Source organism: Salinisphaera orenii subsp. orenii MK-B5, assembly GCF_003788635.1.
GTDB lineage: Bacteria > Pseudomonadota > Gammaproteobacteria > Nevskiales > Salinisphaeraceae > Salinisphaera > Salinisphaera orenii.
The window spans coordinates 49,932-71,858 of sequence record NZ_AYKH01000001.1 but is presented as its reverse complement, the minus strand read 5'-3'; the positions used below and the strand labels follow the sequence as shown (position 1 = coordinate 71,858).

Sequence of the window (21,927 nt, the reverse complement as noted above, 5' to 3'; positions counted from 1 at the left end):
CTCAGGCGGCCGTCTGGCTCGGCGTGAGGATCTCCACGCCGTCGGCGGTCACCAGCACGGTGTGCTCCCACTGCGCGGACAGGCTGTGATCCTTGGTGACCACGGTCCAGCCATCCGGCAGCACCTTCACGTGGCGCTTGCCGGCATTGACCATCGGTTCGATGGTGAAGGTCATCCCCGCTTCCAGGCGCAGGCCGGTCCCGGGCTCGCCGTAGTGCAGCACCTGCGGTTCCTCGTGAAAGCCCAGCCCGATGCCGTGGCCGCAGTATTCGCGTACCACCGAGCAGCGCTGTGCCTCGACATAGGTCTGGATCACCGCCCCGATGTCGCCGAGCGTGGCCCCCGGCCGCACGGCGGCGATGCCCTCGTACATCGCGGCCTCGGCGACGTCGGACAGTCGCCGGGCCTTGATCGACGGCTCCCCGGCGAAGAACATCCGCGACGAGTCGCCGTGGTAGCCGTCCTTGATCAGGGTGATGTCGATGTTGAGTGCGTCCCCCTTCTTGAGCTTCTTGTCGCCGGGGATGCCGTGGCAGACCACGTGGTTGATCGACGTGCATATCGATTTCGGGAAACCGTGGTAGTTCAGCGGCGCCGGGGTCGTGCCGAGGGTGTCCACCATGAAGTCGTGGCAGCGGGTGTTGAGTTCGTCGGTGGTCACGCCGGGCCGGACGTGCTCGCCGATCATGTCGAGCACCTGCGCGGCCAGGCGGCCGGCTTCGCGCATCTTGTCCTGTTCCTCGGGCGTCTTTAGGGTCACGCTCATGGGTGTGGCTGTCCTTCTGGGGCGGCGTTGCGGGGTGGCGGGGCCGTGTCGAGGCGCCGCATCGGTGGCCTGAATGGGGCGGCTATGGTATAAACCGCTCGCGCTCGCGGCAATGCGAGGCGAAATCCGGCGGCTCGACCGCCGAAAATACACACGCGCTTCGGCACATGAGACGGGGTGCCGGTCGGCATGACGTCGACGGGTTGTCTCATGGGAGGCGCGGAGGATCAACCCGGAGAAACGATATGAGTCAAGTCAGCATGCGCCAGTTGCTCGAGGCGGGTGTGCATTTCGGCCACCGCACGCGCTATTGGAACCCGAAGATGGCCCCCTACATCTTCGGCCACCGCAACAAGATCCACATCATCAACCTTGAAGAGACGCTGCCGCTCATCAAGGATGCCTACAACTACATCAGCCGGCTGTCTGCGAACGGCGGCAACGTCATGTTCGTGGGCACCAAGCGCGCCGCGCGCGAGGCCGTCGGCAAGCAGGCCCAGCGCTGCGGCATGCCGTTCGTCAATCATCGTTGGCTGGGCGGCATGCTCACCAACTTCAAGACCGTCAAGAACTCGATCCAGCGCCTGCACGATCTCGAGCAGATGATCGAGGACGGCTCGATCCGCAAGCTGTCCAAGCGCGAGGGCCTCGACCTGCACCGCGAGCGCGACAAGCTCGAGCGCGGGATCGGCGGCATCAAGGAGATGACGAGCCTGCCGGATGCGCTGTTCGTCATCGACGTCGGCTTCGAGAAGATCGCCGTCGACGAGGCCCGCAAGCTCGGCATCCCGGTGATCGCCGTGGTCGACACCAACTGCTCGCCGGACAACATCGACGTGGTGATCCCCGGCAATGACGACGCCATTCGCGCCATTCGGATCTACACCGAGATGGTGGCCGATGCCGTTCTGACCGGTCGCGGCAGCAAGGGCGAGTTCACCGGTCCAAGCGAGGACATCGTCGAGGTCCAGGAAGAGGGCGCGGCGCACGAGCCCGGCAAGCCGGCCGAGGCGCAGGCCGCCAGCGAGGCGACCCAGAATTCGGTCATCCAGGAATCACAGGGCGAGTCCGAGCCGCGGGCTACCGCCTCTCTCGGCGACGTCGCCTCGGTTCCGGCCGAGGAGCCGCGCGAGTCCGACGCGCACGACGCCGACAAGTAACACTGCAGTTTTCGAGAGGTATTAGTGATGGCGATTAGCGCTGCTCTGGTGAAAGAGCTCCGGGAGCGCACCGGCGCCGGCATGATGGAGTGCAAGAAGGCGCTCCAGGCCGCCGACGGTGATATCGAGGCCGCGGCGGAGGCCATGCGCCGCGAAGGTCTTGCCAAGGCTGACAAGAAGGCTGACCGCATCGCGGCCGAGGGCCGCGTGGCGGCCGTCGTGTCCGAGGACGCGAAGTCGGCGGTCCTCGTCGAGGTCAACTGCGAGACCGACTTCGTGGGCAAGAACGACGACTTCATCGCCTTCGCCGAGGCGGTGGCCCGCGTGGTGCTGGACGAGAATCCGGCCGACGTCGACGCGCTGGGCGCGCTGACGATCGACGGCGAGGACATCGAGGCGCGCCGACGTGCCCTCGTGGCCAAACTCGGCGAGAAGATCACGGTGCGTCGCTTCCGGCGCATCGAGTCCGCCGAGGGCCGGCTCGACGTCTACAAACACGGTGCCCGTATCGGCAGTGCGGTGGCGGTGTCAGGTGGCGAGCCGGAGCTGGCCCGGGATCTGGCGATGCACGTCGCGGCGACCGCGCCGGCGCATCTGTCGGCCGACGACGTGCCCGCCGAGCGCCGCCAGGCGGAGCGCGAGATTCTCGTCGCCCAGGCGCAGGACTCCGGCAAGCCGGACGACATCATCGAGAAGATGGTCGACGGTCGTCTGCGCAAGTTCCTGGCCGAGATCACGCTCATGGGTCAGCCGTTCGTGAAGGATCCGGACGTCACGGTCGAGCAGCTCTGCAAGCAGCAGGGCGCGACGATCACCGACTACGCCCGGATCGAGGTCGGCGAGGGGATCGAGAAGAAGCAGGAAGACTTCGCGGCCGAAGTCAAGGCGCAAGCCGAGAAGACCGCCTGAAGAAAGATGCCGGCTGCCGAGGCAGCCGGTTTTTTTTGCCCGCCGCCGTCGGCGGGCCGTGCGTACTGTTATCTTGACCCGGCCGGAGTTTTGCCCATGTCCTCCCACGTGCACGCTTGTCGATGAGCCAGAAGAAGCCGACCTATCGACGCATATTGCTGAAACTCAGTGGCGAGGCCCTGATGGGCCAGTCGGACTACGGTATTTCCGCCGATGTGGCCGAGCGGCTCGCTCGCGAACTGGGTGAGTTGATCGAGGCCGGCGTGCAGGTGGCGCTCGTCGTCGGCGGCGGCAACATCTTCCGCGGCGTGGGTCTGGCCGGGCGCGGCATGGATCGGGTGACCGGCGACCAGATGGGCATGCTCGCCACCGTGATCAACGCGCTGGCCCTGCAGGATGCGATCGAGAACCAGGGCATGACCGCCCGGGTGATGTCGGCGATCCGGATCAATCAGGTGTGCGAGGACTACATCCGCCGTCGTGCGATCCGGCATCTCGAGAAGGGCCGGGTGGCGATCTTCGCGGCGGGCACGGGCAATCCGTTCTTCACGACCGATTCGGCGGCGAGCCTGCGGGCGATCGAGATCAACGCCGATCTCATGCTCAAGGCGACCAAGGTCGACGGCATCTACAGCGCCGATCCGGTCAGCGACAGCAGCGCCCGCCGCTACACGCATCTCACCTACGACGAGGTCATCGACCAGCGTCTGGCGGTCATGGACACGACGGCGATCGTGCTCTGCCGCGACAACGGCATGCCGCTACGGGTGTTCGACATCAATCGCGCGGGGGATCTGTTGCGGATCGTCGACGGCGCCACCGATGTCGGCACGCTGGTCGACAACAATACGACGAGAGCCACAGCATGATCGAGGACATCTACAAGGATACCCAGCAGCGCATGGACAAGACCATCAGCGTCATGCGCGACAATTTCAGCAAGATCCGCACCGGTCGGGCGAGCACGAGCCTGCTCGATCACGTGACCGTCGACTACTACGGCACCGAAGTGCCGATCAATCAGGCCGCCAACGTGTCCGTCGAGGATGCGCGCACGATCACGATCCAGCCGTGGGAGAAGTCCATGGTGAGCAAGATCGAGAAGGCGATCATGGGCGCGGATCTCGGCCTCAATCCGTCGACGGCAGGCGAAGTCATCCGCATCGTGCTGCCGCCGTTGACCGAGGAGCGCCGCAAGGACCTGGTCAAGGTGATCCGGGCCGAGGCCGAGGATGCGCGGGTCGCGGTCCGCAACGTGCGTCGCGATGCCAACGCCACGGTCAAGGAGCTGCTCAACGACAAGGACATCAGCGCCGACGACCAGCATGCCGCTGAGGCGCATATCCAGAAGCTGACCGATCAGCACGTCGCCCGCATCGATAGCCTGCTCCAGGACAAGGAGCAGGAAATCATGACGGTTTGAGCCATCACGCGGACGCCGCTGCCATGACTGTTCCCGAACATGTGGCCGTCATCATGGACGGCAACGGCCGCTGGGCGAACGCGCGTGGTCTGCCGCGCGCCGCCGGTCATCGGGCGGGCGCGCGCGCGGCCCGGGCGATCGTCGAGAGCGCCCGCGAGACCGGTATCCGGGTGCTGACGGTCTTCGCCTTCTCCAGTGAGAACTGGCAGCGTCCGCGTGCGGAAGTCCGGCTGCTGCTGGACCTGTTTCGCCGGACGATCCAGCGCGAGCTCGGTTCGCTCCACGACAACAACGTGCGCCTGAGTTTCATCGGCGAGCGCGACCATTTCTCCGCCGGCTTGCAGCGCGCCATGGAGACCGCGGAGACGCGCACGCGCGACAACGACGGTCTCGATCTGGTCGTTGCGGTCGACTTCGGCGGACGCTGGGACGTGGTGCGCGCCGCCCGCGAGATGGCGCGCGACTGCGCGGCCGGACGGCTGGATCCCGATGGCATCACGGAAGCGGTGTTCGGCCGATATCGCAGCCTGGCGCACGTGCGCGAGCCCGATCTGTTCATCCGCACGGGCGGCGAGCGCCGGATCAGCAATTTCCTGCTCTGGGATCTCGCCTACAGCGAGCTCTACTTCACTGATCGTCTCTGGCCGGACTTCGATCGCGAGGCGCTGGAGGAGGCGATCGACTGGTATGCCCGCCGCGAGCGGCGCTTCGGTCGGTTGCCGGAGGCGGCCGCACCGGGCCGCTGAGCATGCTGGCCACGCGAATCGCGACCGCGGCCGTGGTGGTGCCCATCGCGGTCCTGGGCATGCTGTTTCTGCCGACCGGCGCGATCGCGCTCGTATTCTCGGCGCTGATGCTGCTCGGCGCCTGGGAATGGGGCGGCCTTGTGCGCCTTGAGACCACCGGTCGCGGTGTGTTCGTCGCGGTCGTTGCTGCGGTGATGGGCCTGGTCGTGCTTCTGCGCAACGCGCCGCTGCCGGTGAGCGCGGAACTGTTCGTGATCGGTCTGGCATGCCTTTGGTGGCTGGCCGCGATCGCCTGGATCGTGCGCTACCCGCAGGGCTGGTCCAGCGTGCTTGGCCGCCTCGGCCCGGGTGCGGCCGTCGGCGTCGTCGCGCTGGTTGCGCCGGTCGCCGCGGTGACCTATCTGCATCAGAGCGACGACGGCGTGCTGTTGCTGCTGACGTTGTTCGTGCTCGTCTGGACGGCGGACACCGGCGCCTATTTCGCCGGCAAGGGATTCGGCCGCCACAAGCTGGCGCCGCGCGTCAGTCCGGGCAAGACGATCGAGGGCGCTGTGGGCGGTCTGGTCGCCGCCATGATCATGGGCGCTGCGGCCGCATGGCTGCTCGGTTACGGCGGTGGGCGTACAATCGCCTTCATGGTGCTGGCCGGCTGGGTCGCGGCCGTTTCGATAGTCGGCGATCTCACGATCAGCATGTTCAAGCGACACGCACAGCGCAAGGACAGCGGTACGCTGTTTCCGGGCCACGGCGGCGTGCTGGACCGTCTCGACAGCGTGCTCGCGGCCGCGCCGTGGTTTGTTGCCGGGCTGCACTGGCTGCCGGCGCAGGTCTAGCTGCAATCGGGAATTTTCGTCATCGAGGGATCATGTCGGCAGCGCCGCGGTCGAAGGCCGTGACGCCGTGCCGCGCATCGCCGTTCACAGGGAGCATCAAAACGCATGTCTGACTGGCTGATGTCGGTACCGGCATTCATCGTGGCGATCGGCATCCTCGTCGCGGTCCACGAATACGGCCATTTCTGGGTCGCGCGTCGGATGGGCGTGAAGGTGCTGCGGTATTCGATCGGCTTCGGCACGCGTATCTGGGGCTTCACCGGTCGCCGTTCCGGAGTCGAGTACTGGCTGTCGGCGATTCCGCTGGGCGGTTACGTCAAGATGCTCGACGAGCGGGAAGGGGCGGTTGCCGAATCGGAAAAGCCCTACGCCTTCAACCGACAGCATCCGGCCAAGCGGATCGCCATCGTCGCCGCGGGCCCGGGCGTCAACTTCCTGTTCGCCATTCTGGCCTATTGGTTCGTGTTCATGATCGGCGTCGCCGGCATCAAGCCGGTGATCGGTCCGGTCGCCGACGGCACGCTGGCGGCGGCCTCCGGCCTGCAGGCCCGGGACGAAATTGTGGCGATCGACGACCGTGCGGTGGGTGACTGGCAGGAGCTGCGCCTGACGCTGCTCGACCGTGGCCTCGACGGCGATCCGATCACCCTCGATGTGGCGCGGCCGGACGCGGGTCGACGCTCGATCACCATCGATCTGAGCAGCGCGCCGTCCGATCCGGAAGCGCTGTTCGAACGCCTGGGGCTCGCCCCCTACCAGCCGCCGGCGACGCCGCGGATCGCGGGCGTGGTCGACGATTCCCCCGCGGCACGGGCGGGTCTCGAGAGCGGGGATGATGTCACGGCCATCGACGGGCGGGCACTGGATTCGCCGCAGGCTCTGGTCGACTATGTCCAGGCGCGGCCGGGTGAACGCGTCGAACTGGACGTCACCCGCGACGGCGAACGGCTCACACTGCCGGTGACGCTGGCACGGGTCGACGGCGACGACGGTGAGCCCCGCGGCCAGCTTGGGGCACGCATCGGTGTCGATGCCGCGGCCTGGGATGCCATGCGCACCACGCGTCAGCTCGGCCCGCTGGCGGCGATTCCCGCCGCCGTCGACAAGACCTGGGAGGTCTCGGCGCTGACGGTGCGGCTGATGGCGCGCATGGTCACCGGCGACGTCTCCTGGCGCAACGTCAGCGGCCCGATCCAGATCGCCAACATCGCCGGCCAGACCGCGAGCGTTGGTCTGGAGGCCTTCGTTGGCTTCCTCGCACTCGTCAGCGTCAGTCTGGCGGTGCTCAACCTGTTGCCCGTCCCGGTGTTGGATGGGGGGCATCTTCTGTATTATTCGATCGAATGGATACGGGGGCGGCCTCTGTCTGAGGCTGTACAGGTGGCGGGTCAGCAGGCGGGCATGGTTGCCCTGCTCATGCTCATGACTCTGGCTTTCTACAACGATATCCTGCGCTTGCTCGGGTAGCGGAGCTGTTTATATGCCTCGAATTCTGATGCGCGCGCTCGTCGTGCTGTTGTGTTTCTATGCCGCCGGCGCGTGGGCTCAGTATGACTTTCGCGTGCAGGACGTGCGGGTGACCGGCGTCCAACGGCTCGAACCCGGCACGGTACTGACCTATCTGCCCCTTTCGACCGGCGACCGGCTGAGCCAGGCGCGTGCGCAACAGGCGATCCGCGCCCTCTACGACACCGGGCTGTTCGAGAACGTCACGCTGCAGCGCGAAGGCAACACCCTCGTGGTGGACGTCGTCGAGCGTCCGGAGATCGCGCGCTTCACGATCGAGGGCAACGAGCAGATCGGTGGCGATCAGCTCAAGGAGAGCCTCGAACAGCAGGGGCTGGCCCAGGGCGAGCTCTACAAGCGCTCTCTCGTGGATCAGCTCGATCAGGAACTGCGGCGCCAGTACTATGCCAACGGCTACTACAGCGTCCAGCTCGACAGCGAGGTCACCGAGCTCGACAACAACCGCGTCGCGATCGATATCGATGTCCAGGAGGGGCCGGTGGCCTCGATCAAGGACATCAACATCATCGGCAACGAGCGCTTCTCCGACGATCAGCTGCGTGACGTGTTCCAGCTTGAATCGAGCGCGCCGTTCTACACGCATCCGCTGACCTTCTGGCGCGACCGCGACCGTTATTCGCGGGAGCGGCTGCTCGGTGACCTGGAATCGCTGAACTCGTTCTATCAGGACCGCGGCTACATCCGCTTCAACGTGTCCTCGATCCAGGTGTCGCTGTCGCCGGACAAGCGCGACATTTTCCTGACGATCAACGTCGACGAGGGCGCGCAGTACACGATCAGCGACTACGAATTCGCCGGCGACATGATCGTGCCCGAGACGACGCTGCAGCGTCTGGTCGACGTGGAGGCCGGCGAGATCTTCCGTCGCAGCGAGGTCGACGGTTCGGCCAGCCGCATCAGCTCCGGGCTGGCCGACTTCGGCTATGCCTTCGCCGAAGTCGATCCGCTGACCCAGGTCGACGAGGAGGACAAGACGGTCGATCTGACGTTCTTCATCGATCCCGGCAAGCGGGCCTACGTACGTCAGATCACGTTCTCCGGCAACGAAAAGACCAACGACGAAACGCTGCGTCGCGAGATGCGCCAGTTCGAGGGCGCGCCGTTCTCGCGCAGTGGCGTCGAGCGCTCGCGCACCCGGCTGGCGCGTCTGCCCTTCATGCAGGACGTGCAGGTGGACACGCAGAAGGTCGCCGGCTCCGAGGATCTGGTGGACGTCAATTACGACGTGTCCGAGCGTGCGGCCGGCACGCTGCAGTTCGGTGTCGGCTTCTCCGACGCCCAGGGCTTTCTGATCAATGGCAGCGTGTCGCACAGCAATTTCCGCGGCACCGGCAACAAGGTCAGCCTGCAGGCCGAGACCAACGACTACGCGCGTAGCGTGGGCGCGAGCTGGACCGATCCCTACTTCACCGACGAGGGCGTTTCGCGCACGATCTCCGCGTTCTATCGTGACACCGATCAGCTCATTCGCATCGGTTCCGGCTTCGATCTGAACTCGGTCGGCGGCGCGATGACGTTCGGCCTGCCAATCACCGAGTATTCGCAGATCCGTGCGGGGCTTGGCGTCGAGCGCAACGAAATCAACTCCGCGGTCAATCGTGACGGCGAGCAGCGTCTGTCCGACGAGCTTGCCGAGTTCATTAACGAGAACGGCCGCGAGGCCACGACCTACGAGTTGCAGACGGGTTGGCAGCGCGACACGCGCAACCGCACGTTCTTCGCCACCCGCGGCTCGAATTCCCAGGTCGAGTTCAACATCAAGGGCCCGGGCTCGGATCTCGAGTACTACGACGTCAGCTTCGAGCACCAGCGCTATTTCCGTATCGGCGCCTGGATTCCGGGGCTGTCGGACAAGGTCGTGCTGCAGACCGACGGCCGCATCGCCCAGACCGATATCTGGGGGCAGGGCGAAGACGTACCACCCTACGACAACTTCTTCGGCGGCGGCGCGCGCTCGGTGCGCGGCTTCTCGAACGGCGGCATCGGCCCGCAGGACTCCTTCGATAATCCCTACGGCGGCCAGTTCCTCACGACTCTGCAGAACGAGCTCGTGATTCCGACCTTCCTCGAGTCGGACAACAAGTCGACGCGTCTGGCCGCGTTCTACGACATCGGCAGCGTGTACGAGGAAGCCAGCGATTTCGACGCCAGTGAGCTGCGCAAGTCGGCGGGTGTTGCCTTCTACTGGTTCACCCCGTTCTTCGGTCTGCTGCGCGTGAGTTACGCCGCCTACGTCGACGGTCAGCCGGGAGACGATACCGATCGCTTCCAGTTCTCCTTCGGTGTGGGGCTGTAGCGCCGCGCCTGCGCTGCCTTGTCCAGGAGCGACCATGACCCATCTGCGGTACGCCTTCGTGCTGATGTTCGGCCTGCTGCTGGCGTCGGTGGCAGTGTCTGCACCCGCGCAGACACCGCGGATCGGCGTCGTCGACGTTGATCGGCTGGTCAGCGAATCCCCGCAGGCCAGCCGTGCGCGAACCAGCATGGCCAAGCAGTTCGCCAAGCGAAAGAACGAGCTGGAGGCCGCCTCCGAGAGTCTGCGCCAGGATATGGAGCGGCTGAATCGGGACGGTTCGGTGATGAGCGAAGACGATCGGGCCCGGCTCCAGACCCGTATCCGTGAGCGCCAGCGGGAGCTGCAGATGCGCCAGGGCCAGTACAACGACGACGTGGCCGAGGCCGAGCAAAAGGAGTTCAAGCGGATGCGCGCTGATATCCGCGGCGTGATCGACGCCTACGCCCGGGAGCAAGGTTTCGATCTCATGCTCGGCGACGGCGTGCTCTATGCGACCGAGGCGATCGACGTCACCGACGAGATTCTCGACCGCCTGAAGCAGCGCTGACGTGTCGCATCATTCCGGTTACGAGACCACGCTCGGCGCGATAGCCGAGCAGTTCGACCTCGAGCTCGCCTTGGGGGATCCGGGCGCGCGGCTGGACGGCGTCTGTGCGCTGACCCCCGGCCGCGACGCCGGTCTGGCCTTCGCCGAGAGTGAGGCGCAGGCCGACGCCCTGGCCGCGACCGGCGCGACGGCGGTCATTCTGACCGCGGCGCTGGCGCCGCGCTGCCCCGTGGCGGCGCTGGTCTGCGAGCGCCCGCGGCTGGCGTTCGCCCGGGCGGCGAGCGTGTTCGAGCCGGCGCCGCCGGCGGCCGGCGTGCACCCGAGTGCGGTCGTCGAGCCCGGCGCGCGTGTCGACCCTGGAGCCAGTATCGGGCCGCAGGCGGTGGTTGGGGCGGATGCGGTGCTCGAAGCGGGCGTCGTGGTCGGGCCGTCGAGCGTGATCGGGGCGCGAGCGCGCATCGGGACCGATACGCGTATCGAGGCCAACGTCAGCGTCGGCGACGGCGTCGTCATCGGTGCCCGGGTGCGCATCGAGGCCAATGCCGCGATCGGCGGTCGCGGCTTCGGTCTCGTTCACAACGGCCAGGGGTGGGACCCGATCCCGCAGCTCGGAGGCGTGCGCATCGATGACGACGTCGAGGTCGGGGCCGGCACCACGATCGATCGCGGCGCCATCGACGATACGGTCATCGGCCCCGGCGTGAAGCTGGACGATCAGGTCCATATCGGCCACAACTGCGTCATCGGCGCGCATACGGTGGTCGCGGGCTGTACGGGCATCGCCGGTTCCTGCACCATCGGGGCGCACTGCATGATCGGCGGCGGCGTGGGCATCGGCGATCACGTCACGGTCGTCGACGGCGTGATCATCACCGCCGCCAGCCAGGTGCCCAAGGACATCACTGCGGCCGGCGTATACTCGTCGACCCTGCGCGCGATGCCGGCGGGCAAGTGGCGCAAGCGTCTGGCGCTGTTTCGCCAGCTCGACCGGATCGAGCGCCGTCTGCGCCGGGTGGAGCGGCCCGGCGCTTTCACAGGAGACAAGGACGAATGAGCGAGCAAGACGACATCCGGGCGATCATGCGGCAGCTGCCGCACCGGTTTCCCTTTCTGCTGGTGGACCGCGTGCTCTCGTGCGAGCCGGGCCAGTCCATCACCGCGATCAAGAACGTGACCATCAACGAGCCGTTCTTCCCCGGCCATTTCCCGGAGCATCCGGTGATGCCGGGCGTGCTCATCCTCGAGGCGCTGGCGCAGGCGGGCCTGATTCTGGGCATGCGTACGGTCGAGTCCGAGGAGGGCACCATCGTCTACTTCGCCGGGATCGACAAGGCGCGCTTCAAGCGTCAGGTTGTACCGGGCGATCAGCTGCTGCTCAAGCTCGTGGTCGGCTCGGCCAAGAAGCGTCTCTGGCGTTTCGATGCCGAAGCCTGGGTGGGCGACGAGCTGGCCTGCCGCGCGCAGATGATGGCGATTCCGGGGAAGGCCGATGCCAGTTGATCCCAGCGCACAGGTCCATCCGGAGGCCCAGCTCGCAGACGACGTGGATGTCGGCCCGTTCTCGGTGATCGGCCCCAACGTGCGCATCGGCGCGGGCACCCGCATCGGCCCGCACGCCGTGATAACGGGCCACACCCACATCGGTCGCGAGAACCACATATTCCAGTTCGTGTCGCTCGGCGCGGAGCCGCAGCATCGCGTCTACAAGGGCGAGCCGACGCGGCTGGTCATCGGCGATCGCAACACGTTCCGCGAATACTGCAGCGTGCACCGCGGCACGACGATCGATCAGAGCGAGACCATCATCGGCGACGACAATCTGCTGATGGCCTATACCCACGTGGCTCACGACTGCGTGCTCGGCAACGGCATCACGATGGCCAACGGGGCGAGTCTGGCCGGCCACGTCCGTATCGGCGATTTCTGTATTCTCGCCGGCTTCGCGCTGGTCTATCAGTTCCGGCGCGTGGGCACGATGGCGTTTCTGGCCTATTGCAGCGGCGTGCAGCAGGACGTGCCGGCATTCGTGCGCTCCTCGGGGGCGCCCGCCGAGCCCCACGGCATCAATTCCGTGGGCATGCGCCGGCGCGGTTACTCCGAGGACGAAGTGGCCGCGGCCAAGCAGGCCTATCGCACCATCTATCGTTCCAAGCTGCGCCTGGATCAGGCCCGCGAGGCACTGCGCGAACCGGCCAAACACAGCGAGGCGGTGCGCGTCATGCTGGCGTCGCTGGACGCCGCCCAGCGCGGCATCATCCGCTAGCGTCGCGGCGAGCGCGCGTGTCCCATGCGGCACCGCTGTTCACGCTGGTCGCCGGCGAGACCTCCGGCGACAGCCTCGGCGCGGGGTTGATCCGGGCGCTGCGGGCGCACTATCCGCAGGCCCGCTTCGAGGGCGTGACCGGGCCGCTCATGCGGGCCGAGGGCTGTGAGAGCCTGGCCGATATTGAGGCGTTGTCGCTGTTCGGTGTCAGCGAGGTGGTCGGCCAGATTCCGCGGCTGCTGCGACTGCGCCGCCGGCTCGCGGCACACGTATTGTCGGCTCGGCCCGCGGCCTTCATCGGTATCGACGCGCCGGCCTTCAACACCGGGCTCGAGCTTCGACTCAAGTCGCGCGGCGTGCCCACGGTCCACTACGTCTGCCCCACGGCCTGGGCCTGGCGCGAGGGGCGCACGCGCCACATCCGGCGTGCGGTCGATCGCCTGCTGGCGATCTTTCCCTTCGAGGAGGCGTTCTTCGCGCGTCACGGCATCCCGGTGACCTATGTCGGCCACCCCCTGGCCGGTGAGCTGCCGCGGCATCCGAACGCGGACACTGCCCGGCGCGCACTCGGTCTGGAGCCGGGCGCCCGCTGGGTGGGCCTGCTGCCCGGCAGCCGGGGTGCGGAGGTCAGCCGGCTGGGGCGCCCGTTTCTCGAGACCGCGCGCTGGCTCACGCGCCGTTCGCCGGGCCTGCGCTTCGTCGCGCCGATGGCCAACGCCCGCGTCCGCGCCCTGTTCGAGGCCGATCTCGCCGACTATCCTGATGTCGACGTGACGCTGATCGACGGTCGATCGCGCGAGGTGATGCGCGCGGTCGAGGTGCTGCTGCTGGCCTCCGGAACCGCGTCGCTGGAGGCGCTGCTGGCCAAGACACCGATGGTGGTGGCCTATGCACTGTCGGACAGCAACTACTGGATCGCCCGAAGCCTCAGCCTGATCAAGACCGAGCACGTGAGCATGCCCAATCTGCTGGCCGGCCGTGCGCTGGTGCCCGAATTCCTGCAGCAGGAGGCGAGCCCGGACTTCATGGGCCCCTGGCTCTATCGTCTGCTGCACGCCGAGACCGCGCGCCGGCGCCAGATCGACGCGTTCGACGGGATACACGCTCGCCTCGCGCTGGATGCTGACGCGCGAGCGGCGCGCGCGGTGGTGGATCTCGTCGAGGCCCGCCCGTGACGCGCCGCCGCCGACGTTTCGCCTGCCCCTGTGTCGCCGGCGTCGACGAGGTCGGCCGTGGCCCGCTGGCCGGGCCGGTGGTGGCCGCCGCCGTGATTCTGCCGCCGAAGGGGCTGCCGCGGGGTCTGACGGACTCCAAGGCGCTGACCGAATCCGAGCGCGAGCGGCTCGATGCCAAGGTCCGCGCGCGGGCGCTGGCCTGGGCGCTGGGCGAGGCGTCGGTTGCGGAAATCGACGCCATGAATATCCTGCAGGCGAGTCTGCTCGCGATGCGGCGGGCCGTGGCCGCACTCACGCTCACGCCCTTCGCGGCCTGGGTGGACGGCAACCACGCGCCCGGGCTGGCGATGCCGGTGCGTGCGGTGGTCGGTGGCGACGGCGCGGTACCGGCGATCAGTGCCGCCTCCATCGTGGCCAAGGTCGCGCGCGATCGGCAGATGGTCGCGCTCGACGCGGCCTATCCCGGCTACGGCTTCGCCCGGCACAAGGGCTACGGCACTGCCGGCCATCGCCGCGCCCTGGAACGGCTCGGCGTCACCGAGATCCACCGGCGCAGCTTCGCTCCGGTCGCCCGCCTGGCCGAAGCGCGCCAGACCGTCTTCGATTACACGTTACGATAAGCCCATGACCACGCCCTTCGTTCACCTGCGCGTCCACACCGAATATTCGCTATCGGACGGGATCGTGCGGATCAAGCCGCTGATCGCCCAGACGCGAGAGGCCGGCATGCCGGCCGTGGCCGTGACCGACAACGTCAATCTGTTCGGCATGGTCAAGTTCTACAAGGCCGCGCTGGGCGCCGGTGTGAAGCCGATCGTGGGGGTCGATCTCAAGATCGACGAGGGCCCGGAAACACCGCCGTCGCGCCTGACCTTGCTTGCCCAGAGCCGGGAGGGCTACCGGCATCTGTGCGAGTTGCTGACCCGCGCCTATCTCAAGGGCCAGGACCGCGGGCAGGTGCTGTGCCGCCGCGAGTGGGTCGAGGAGAAGGCCGAGGGGCTGATCGCGCTGTCCGGCGGCATGGCCGGCGACACGGGGGCGGCCCTGCTCGCGGGCAAGCCCGAGCTCGCGGACGCCGCGGCGCGCCACTGGCAGGCGGTGTTCGGCGACCGTTACTATCTCGAGCTCACCCGCTGCGGGCGTGCCGGCGAGTCCGCCTGGCTGTCGGAGACCGTTGCGCTGGCGCTGCGCCACGACATTCCGGTGGTGGCCACCAACGACGTCCGCTTTCCCACGGCCGACGATTTCGACGCCCATGAAGCGCGGGTGGCCATCCATGGCGGCTACACCCTGGCCGATCCGCGCCGGCCGCGCCACTACACGGCCGAGCAGTATCTCAAGACGCCCGCCGAGATGGTGGAGCTGTTCTCCGACCTGCCGGAGGCGATCGAGAACAGCGTGGAGATCGCCCGCCGCTGCAATCTGGAGCTGACGCTCGGCGAGAACGTGCTCCCCGACTTCCCGGTGCCCGCCGAGCATGATGCGGCCAGTTTTCTCAAGGCCGAGTCCGAGCGCGGTCTGGAGACCCGGCTGGCCGATCTCTATCCCGACCGGGATGCGCGCGAGGCCCGCCGCGCGGAATACGAACAGCGGCTGGCGCACGAACTCGGCGTGATTGAGGGCATGGGTTTTCCGGGCTACTTCCTGATCGTGGCCGACTTCATCCGCTGGGCCCGCGAGAACGGCGTGCCGGTGGGGCCGGGGCGAGGCTCCGGCGCCGGCTCGCTGGTGGCCTACGCGCTCGGGATCACCGATCTCGATCCGCTGGCGTTCGATCTGCTGTTCGAGCGGTTTCTCAACCCCGAACGCGTGTCCATGCCGGACTTCGACGTCGACTTCTGCATGGACGGCCGCGACCGCGTGATCGAGTACGTCGCCGACACCTACGGCGCGAACAAGGTCAGCCAGATCATCACCTACGGCACCATGGCCGCACGCGCGGTGGTGCGCGACGTCGGCCGCGTGCTGGGCCATCCCTACGGCATGGTCGATCGGATCGCCAAACAGGTGCCGTTCGCCCCCGACATGACGCTCGAGCGCGCGCTGGAGGAATCCGAGGAGCTGCGCGCCTCGAAGGCCGACGAGGAGATCGGCTATCTGCTCGACCTCGCCATGTCGCTGGAGGGGCTGTCGCGCAATCCGGGCAAGCACGCCGGCGGCGTGGTCATCGCGCCCTCGGATCTCATCGACTTCACGCCGCTGTACTGCGAGCCGGGGGGCAACAACCGTGTCACCCAGTTCGACAAGGACGACGTCGAGGCCGTCGGCCTGGTCAAGTTCGACTTCCTGGGATTGCGTACGCTCACCATCATCGATCGCGCGGTGAGCGTGGCGAACCGGCGCCTGGAGCGCGCCGGCCGCGAGCCGATCGACATCCGCTCGATCCCGATGGACGACAAGCGCGCCTTCGACATGCTCAAGGCCGGCGACACGACCGCGGTCTTCCAGGTCGAATCCTCGGGCATGCGGCGTCTGATCAAGCGCCTGCGCCCCGATGCCTTCGAGGACATCATCGCGCTGGTCGCGCTCTATCGGCCGGGCCCGCTCGAGTCCGGCATGGTCGAGGACTTCATCGACCGCAAGCACGGCCGCGCCCAGGTCGTATATCCGCACGCCTCCCTGGCCGAGGTGCTGGAGCCGACCTACGGCGTGATCCTGTATCAGGAGCAGGTGATGCAGATCGCCCAGGTGCTGGCCGGCTATTCGCTGGGCAGCGCCGATCTGCTGCGGCGGGCGATGGGCAAGAAGAAGGCCGAGGAGATGGCCAAGCAGCGCGACGGCTTCATCAAGGGCGCCGTCGCCAACGACATCGACGAGAACACCGCGGCCTACATATTCGATCTGGTCGAGAAGTTCGCCGGTTACGGCTTCAACAAGTCGCACTCGGCGGCCTACGCGCTGCTCACCTACCAGACCGCCTGGCTCAAGGCGCACTATCCGGCCGACTTCATGTCGGCCGTGCTTTCCGCGGACATGGATCACACCGACAAGGTCGTGATCATGATCGACGAGTGCCACCGCGTCGACATTGCCGTGGCGCCGCCGGACGTCAACGCCTCCGAATACGATTTCTCGGTGGTCGACGACGCGACCATCCGCTACGGCCTGGGCGCGGTCAAGGGCGTCGGCAAGGGCGCGATCGACGCCATCATCGCGGAGCGTCGCGAGGGCGGGTCGTTCGCCAACCTCTACGACTTCTGCCGGCGGATCGACACCGGCAAGGCCAATCGCCGGGCGCTGGAGGCGCTCGTCAATGCCGGTGCGCTGGACGCGCTGGCGCCGAACCGGGCCAGCCTGATGCACGGCCTGACGCGGGCGCTGGCCGCGGCCGATCAGGACCGCGCGGCCTCCACCGCGGGCCAGAACGACATGTTCGGCCTCGCCGAGGATGCCGACAACAGCGGGCCCCCGCTGGAGGTGCTGGCCGAGTGGCCGGAGGATGAGCGCCTGCGCGCCGAGCGCGACACGCTGGGCCTGTACCTGACCGGCCATCCCATCCGCGCCTGGGAGGCCGAGCTCGCGTTGATGACCCACGGCAAGATCGCCGATCAGGTCGCGGCGATGCCGCGTCCGGAAGAGGGCGCGCGCGCGCGGCGGGCCGACAAGCGCGCGGCGATCGTGGCGGGCCTGGTGGTGGAGGTGCGGCGGATGAAGAAAGGCCGCCGCATCATCGTCGTGCTCGACGACGGCAGCGGGCGCATCGAGTGTCCGCTGTTCGAGGACAAGGCCGCCGAGTACGGCCATCTGCTCACCGCCGATCGCCTGGTCATCGTCGACGGCACGCTCCAGTACGACGATTTCACCGACGGTTTCCGGCTCAACGCGAACAGCGTCATGGACATCGACGGCGCGCGCGAGCGCTACGCCAGCCGCATCATGCTCCAGCTGCAGGCGGAATCGGGCGTGGACGTCGACGCGCTCGCGGGCTGTGTCGACCGCTATCGTGCGGAGTCCGGCTGTGACGTGGTGCTGCGCTATGCCAACGCCGACGCACGTGCGGTGCTCACACTCGGCGAGACCCGGGTGCGCGTCTGCAACGGTCTGCTCGATGACCTGCGCGGTCTGGTGGGTGCGGAAGCCGTGCAAGTGCGTTATCGTCGCGCTCAGACGACACTCCAGTAACACAACGCAGCAAAAACGAACTGATGGCGCAGAAAAACCTCGATTACCTGGACTTCGAACAACCGATCGCCGAACTGCAGGAGAAGATCGAGGAACTGCGCTTCGTGGCCGACGGCAGCGAGGTCAACCTCAACGAGGAGATCACGCGGCTCGAATCCAAGCGCCGCAGTCTCACCGAGCAGATATTCTCCAAGCTGTCGACGTGGCAGGTCGCGCAGATGGCGCGGCATCCGCTGCGGCCGTACATGCAGGACTACATCGACGGCCTGTTCACGGACTTCGTCGAACTGCACGGCGACCGCGCCTATGCCGACGATCCGGCGATCATCGGCGGCACGGCGAGGCTCGGCGGCCAGTCGGTGATGGTCATCGGCCACCAGAAGGGCCGCGACACGAAGGAGAAGATCCACCGCAACTTCGGCATGCCGCGGCCGGAAGGCTATCGCAAGGCGCTACGGCTGATGAAGCTGGCCGAGCGGTTCAACATGCCGGTGCTCACGTTCATCGACACCCCCGGCGCCTATCCCGGCATCGGCGCCGAGGAGCGCAACCAGTCCGAGGCCATCGCCCGCAATCTGTTCGAGATGGCGCGTCTGCGCGTGCCGATCCTGTGCACGGTGGTGGGAGAGGGCGGCTCCGGCGGCGCCCTGGCCATCGGCGTGGGCGACCACCTGCTCATGCTGCAGTACAGCATCTATTCCGTGATTTCGCCCGAGGGCTGCGCCTCGATCCTGTGGAAGAGCGCGGACAAGGCCGAGGAAGCCGCGGAGGCGATGAAGGTCGGCTCCGAGGATCTGCACCGGCTCAAACTGGTCGACGAGATCATCGAGGAGCCGCTCGGCGGCGCGCATCGCGATCCGGCACAGCTGATGTCCAGTCTGCGGGATCGCCTGCTGTCGAATATGGCGCGGCTCAGGCATCAGGACGTCGACGCGCTGCTGGAGGCGCGCTACAAGCGCTGGATGGCCTTCGGCGACTTCAAGACCGCGGGGTGAGCACCCTCCGGCGCGCGCTGGCCACGCTGCCGGCGCCTGCCGGTCGGCTTGCGGTGGGCTACAGCGGCGGTCGCGACTCCACGGCGCTGCTGCATGCGGTCCGCGGCGCGCACCCGGAGCGGGTACTGCGCGCGATCCATGTCTGCCACCACATGCAGGCCGAGGCCGAACACTGGGCGGCGCACTGCCGGGCGCAGTGCGCCGCACTCGGCGTCGGCTTCACACGGCTGGACGTGGACGTGGCCACGGCCGGGGTGGAGGGCCGTGAAGCCGCCGCACGGCGCGCCCGCTACGATGCCGTTGCCGCCGCGCTGGGCGGCGACGAGCTGTTTCTGACCGCGCATCACGCCGAGGATCAGGCCGAGACCTTTCTGCTCCAGGCGCTGCGCGGCGCTGGTCTGGCCGGACTCGCGGCGATGCCCGTGCTGCGCCCGCTCGGTGCGGCGCAGCACTGGCGGCCATGGCTCGCCGTCGAGCGCGCGACGATCACCGACTACGCGCGCCGGCACCGACTGGAGTGGATCGAGGATCCGAGCAACTGCGATCTGTCGCTCGACCGCGCCTGGCTGCGCGAGCGCCTCTGGCCGATCCTGAGCGAACGTTACCCGGCCGCGGCGCGCACACTCGCGCGCAGCAGCGGGCATGCCGCGGCCGGGCGGCGCACCGTGGCCGATCTCGCATCGCGCGACCACGCGGATGCCGTGGATGCGGCCGGCCGACTCGATACGACCGTGCTGTCCGCGCTCACCGCCGATCGCCAACGGGCACTGCTGCGCCACTGGCTCGATGCGCAGGCACGGGACGCGCCGGACCAACGCCACATCGAGCAGATCCGGGCACTGCCGGGCAGTCGCCGCACGGCGAGTCCCTGCGTGCGTTTCGGTTCGACCGAAGTGCGCGCGTTCGGAGATCATCTGTACGCGATGGCGGTGCTGGCGTCTGCGCCGTTCGACTGGTCGAGCGACTGGGACGGGCGCCAACCGCTGGAATTGCCCGCCGGATGCGGTCGACTCGTGTGGGTGGTCGAGACCGGCGTCGAGGACGCGCGACTACAGGTGGCCTTCCGGCGCGGCGGCGAGCGCGTGGCCGGCCGCGACGGCCATCATCGGGCTCTCAAGGACGTGCTCAGGGAGCAGCGCGTCGCGCCCTGGTTGCGTGGCCGGATTCCGCTCGTCTATGCTCAAACTGTGCTGGTTGCGGCGGGCGACGTCTGGCGGCACCCGGAAATCGAGCGGCTGCTCGGCGGTCGCGGTATTCACTTTCACTGGCGTGATGCGCCGGCCGGTGCGGTCGCGCGCGTTGTCGATGTCCCGCCTTTCGGCTAGCATGCGCGCCATTGTCCCGCTGACGACCTTTCGGATCGCGCATGGCAGCCGACGCGGCAGGCACCCGATATATCTTCGTGACTGGCGGGGTGGTCTCCTCGCTGGGCAAGGGCATTGCGGCCGCGTCGCTCGGCGCGCTGCTCGAGGCCCGGGGCCTGAGCGTGTCCGTGATCAAGCTCGATCCCTATCTGAACGTGGATGCGGGCACCATGAGCCCGTTCCAGCACGGCGAGGTCTATGTCACGCGTGACGGCGCCGAGACCGATCTGGATCTGGGCCATTACGAGCGTTTCCTGAAGACGCGGACCTCGCGGCTGTCGAACTTCACGACCGGCCAGATCTACAACAACGTCATCAACAAGGAACGCCGCGGCGACTACCTCGGTGGGACCGTACAGGTCATTCCGCACATCACCGACGAGATCAAGCGCTGTATTCTCCAGGGCGGCGAGGGTGCGGATATCTGCCTGGTGGAGATTGGCGGCACCGTCGGCGACATCGAGAGCCTGCCGTTTCTGGAGGCGATCCGACAGTTCGGCGTCGAGCTCGGCCGGGATCGGGTGCTGTTCATGCATCTGACGCTGGTGCCCTATATCCCGTCCAGCCAGGAGATGAAGACCAAGCCGACGCAGCACTCGGTCAAGGAGCTGCGTTCCATAGGGATCCAGCCGGACATCCTCATCTGCCGCGTCGATCGGCCGCTGCCGGAGAACGAACGCCGCAAGATCGCGCTGTTCACCAACGTCTCGGACCGCGCGGTGATCGCGGCGATCGACGTCGACGATATCTACAAGATGCCGGGCCTGCTGCAGCAGCAGGCGCTCGACGGTCTGGTGATGGATCATTTCCGCATCGAGGCGCCGCATGCGGACCTGTCCAACTGGTCGCGCCTGGTGGATGCGCGCAAGACCCAGGACGTGACCGTGCGCGTGGCCATGGTCGGCAAGTACGTGGACCTGGCGGATGCCTACAAGTCGGTGAACGAGGCGCTGTCGCACGCGGGGCTGCATACCGGCACCCGGGTGGACATTCACTATGTGGATTCCGAGACCGTGGTGCGCGACGGCGGTGCCTGTCTGGCGCCGATGGACGCGATCCTGGTGCCGGGCGGCTTCGGCGAGCGCGGCATCGAGGGCAAGATCGCCGCGGCCCGCTTCGCCCGCGAGAACAACGTGCCCTATTTCGGCATCTGCCTGGGCATGCAGGTCGCCTGCATCGAGTACGCGCGCAGCAAGGCCGGGCTCGAAGGCGCGCACAGCACCGAATTCGTGCCCGATCCGGAGCATCCGGTGATCGCGCTGGTCACCGAATGGCACGACGCCGGCGGCACGGTTCAGACACGTGACGCGGATGCCGATCTCGGCGGGACCATGCGCCTGGGCGAGCAGCGCTGCGACCTGGTCGAGGGGAGTCTGGCGGCGCGCTGCTACCGGGCCGAGTCGATCTACGAACGGCACCGCCATCGCTACGAGTTCAACAATCACTATCGCGATGCGTTGGCGGAGAGTGGGCTGGTCTTCTCGGGTTTCTCGGCCGACGACGGATTGGTGGAGATCGTCGAGCTCGACGATCATCCGTGGTATCTCGGCTGCCAGTTCCATCCCGAGTTCACGTCCACGCCGCGCTCGGGGCATCCGCTGTTCATCGGCTTCATCACGGCCGCTCGGGCCCGCCGGAAGGACGCCTGATTGGCCCCGGCCGCATCGCGCCGGCGTTTCGAGCCGCCCGCGGCACAGACAAGGAGAACAGTTTGCGCATCGCGAGCCCGTCATCGACCATATCACCGGCGCGCGCACCACGGACGTGCCGCAGCGCCGACGCCGCGACGATCGCGTCCTGG

Annotated in this window: 19 protein-coding genes; 18 read left to right on the top strand and 1 reads right to left on the bottom strand. The window is 67.5% G+C overall.

Annotated elements, in window-relative coordinates:
• Position 1: 1 nt before the first annotated feature.
• A complete protein-coding gene (gene map, locus SAOR_RS00355) occupies positions 2-766 on the bottom strand; it encodes a type I methionyl aminopeptidase (RefSeq protein ID WP_123590447.1) in 765 nt (254 codons plus the stop codon).
• A gap of 245 nt (positions 767-1,011) precedes the next feature.
• Between map and rpsB the strand changes: the two genes are divergently transcribed.
• From rpsB to SAOR_RS00265, 18 genes are all read left to right on the top strand, one after another.
• Entirely contained in the window at positions 1,012-1,926 is a 915-nt protein-coding gene (rpsB, locus tag SAOR_RS00350; RefSeq protein ID WP_123590448.1) for a 30S ribosomal protein S2, read from the top strand.
• 27 nt (positions 1,927-1,953) lie between these two features.
• The gene (tsf, locus tag SAOR_RS00345; protein ID WP_123590449.1) at positions 1,954-2,835 is read left to right on the top strand and encodes a translation elongation factor Ts; all 882 of its coding nucleotides are present in this window, start codon (positions 1,954-1,956) and stop codon (positions 2,833-2,835) included.
• A 122-nt stretch (positions 2,836-2,957) separates the two neighbouring features.
• Positions 2,958-3,704, top strand: coding sequence for a UMP kinase (pyrH, locus tag SAOR_RS00340; RefSeq protein ID WP_123629724.1), 747 nt, complete (start codon positions 2,958-2,960; stop codon positions 3,702-3,704).
• Positions 3,701-4,258, top strand: a complete 558-nt coding sequence (gene frr, locus SAOR_RS00335; RefSeq protein ID WP_123590451.1) for a ribosome recycling factor — start codon at positions 3,701-3,703, stop codon at positions 4,256-4,258. Before pyrH ends, frr begins: the two co-directional genes overlap by 4 nt.
• A gap of 23 nt (positions 4,259-4,281) precedes the next feature.
• On the top strand, positions 4,282-5,004 hold the full coding sequence (uppS, locus tag SAOR_RS00330; protein WP_123590452.1) for a polyprenyl diphosphate synthase: 723 nt from the start codon (positions 4,282-4,284) through the stop codon (positions 5,002-5,004).
• Between the two features lie 2 nt (positions 5,005-5,006).
• Positions 5,007-5,837, top strand: a complete 831-nt coding sequence (locus tag SAOR_RS00325; protein WP_123629723.1) for a phosphatidate cytidylyltransferase — start codon at positions 5,007-5,009, stop codon at positions 5,835-5,837.
• A 105-nt stretch (positions 5,838-5,942) separates the two neighbouring features.
• Positions 5,943-7,304: an RIP metalloprotease RseP gene (gene rseP, locus SAOR_RS00320; RefSeq protein ID WP_123629722.1), complete on the top strand. Its 1,362-nt coding sequence runs from the start codon at positions 5,943-5,945 to the stop codon at positions 7,302-7,304.
• A gap of 13 nt (positions 7,305-7,317) precedes the next feature.
• Positions 7,318-9,660 (top strand): outer membrane protein assembly factor BamA, encoded by a 2,343-nt coding sequence (bamA, locus tag SAOR_RS00315; RefSeq protein WP_123629721.1) that lies wholly within the window; start codon positions 7,318-7,320, stop codon positions 9,658-9,660.
• 34 nt (positions 9,661-9,694) lie between these two features.
• The gene (locus SAOR_RS00310) at positions 9,695-10,207 is read left to right on the top strand and encodes an OmpH/Skp family outer membrane protein (RefSeq protein ID WP_123590456.1); all 513 of its coding nucleotides are present in this window, start codon (positions 9,695-9,697) and stop codon (positions 10,205-10,207) included.
• A 1-nt stretch (position 10,208) separates the two neighbouring features.
• Complete coding sequence (gene lpxD, locus SAOR_RS00305) at positions 10,209-11,261, top strand: UDP-3-O-(3-hydroxymyristoyl)glucosamine N-acyltransferase (protein WP_123590457.1); 1,053 nt, start codon at positions 10,209-10,211, stop codon at positions 11,259-11,261.
• Positions 11,258-11,707 carry a 3-hydroxyacyl-ACP dehydratase FabZ gene (gene fabZ, locus SAOR_RS00300; protein ID WP_123590458.1) on the top strand — a complete coding sequence of 150 codons (450 nt, stop codon included), beginning with the start codon at positions 11,258-11,260 and terminating at the stop codon, positions 11,705-11,707. Before lpxD ends, fabZ begins: the two co-directional genes overlap by 4 nt.
• A complete protein-coding gene (lpxA, locus tag SAOR_RS00295) occupies positions 11,697-12,470 on the top strand; it encodes an acyl-ACP--UDP-N-acetylglucosamine O-acyltransferase (protein ID WP_123629720.1) in 774 nt (257 codons plus the stop codon). Before fabZ ends, lpxA begins: the two co-directional genes overlap by 11 nt.
• Before the next feature lie 17 nt (positions 12,471-12,487).
• Positions 12,488-13,645: a lipid-A-disaccharide synthase gene (lpxB, locus tag SAOR_RS00290; RefSeq protein WP_123629719.1), complete on the top strand. Its 1,158-nt coding sequence runs from the start codon at positions 12,488-12,490 to the stop codon at positions 13,643-13,645.
• The gene (gene rnhB, locus SAOR_RS00285; protein WP_123629718.1) at positions 13,642-14,265 is read left to right on the top strand and encodes a ribonuclease HII; all 624 of its coding nucleotides are present in this window, start codon (positions 13,642-13,644) and stop codon (positions 14,263-14,265) included. Before lpxB ends, rnhB begins: the two co-directional genes overlap by 4 nt.
• Before the next feature lie 4 nt (positions 14,266-14,269).
• Positions 14,270-17,767 carry a DNA polymerase III subunit alpha gene (dnaE, locus tag SAOR_RS00280; RefSeq protein WP_123629717.1) on the top strand — a complete coding sequence of 1,166 codons (3,498 nt, stop codon included), beginning with the start codon at positions 14,270-14,272 and terminating at the stop codon, positions 17,765-17,767.
• Between the two features lie 23 nt (positions 17,768-17,790).
• Positions 17,791-18,762 (top strand): acetyl-CoA carboxylase carboxyltransferase subunit alpha, encoded by a 972-nt coding sequence (locus SAOR_RS00275; protein ID WP_123590463.1) that lies wholly within the window; start codon positions 17,791-17,793, stop codon positions 18,760-18,762.
• On the top strand, positions 18,759-20,087 hold the full coding sequence (gene tilS, locus SAOR_RS00270) for a tRNA lysidine(34) synthetase TilS (RefSeq protein ID WP_185015489.1): 1,329 nt from the start codon (positions 18,759-18,761) through the stop codon (positions 20,085-20,087). The genes SAOR_RS00275 and tilS overlap by 4 nt, the downstream gene beginning before the upstream one ends.
• A 41-nt stretch (positions 20,088-20,128) precedes the next feature.
• Positions 20,129-21,775, top strand: coding sequence for a CTP synthase (locus SAOR_RS00265; protein WP_185015488.1), 1,647 nt, complete (start codon positions 20,129-20,131; stop codon positions 21,773-21,775).
• Positions 21,776-21,927: the final 152 nt, after the last annotated feature.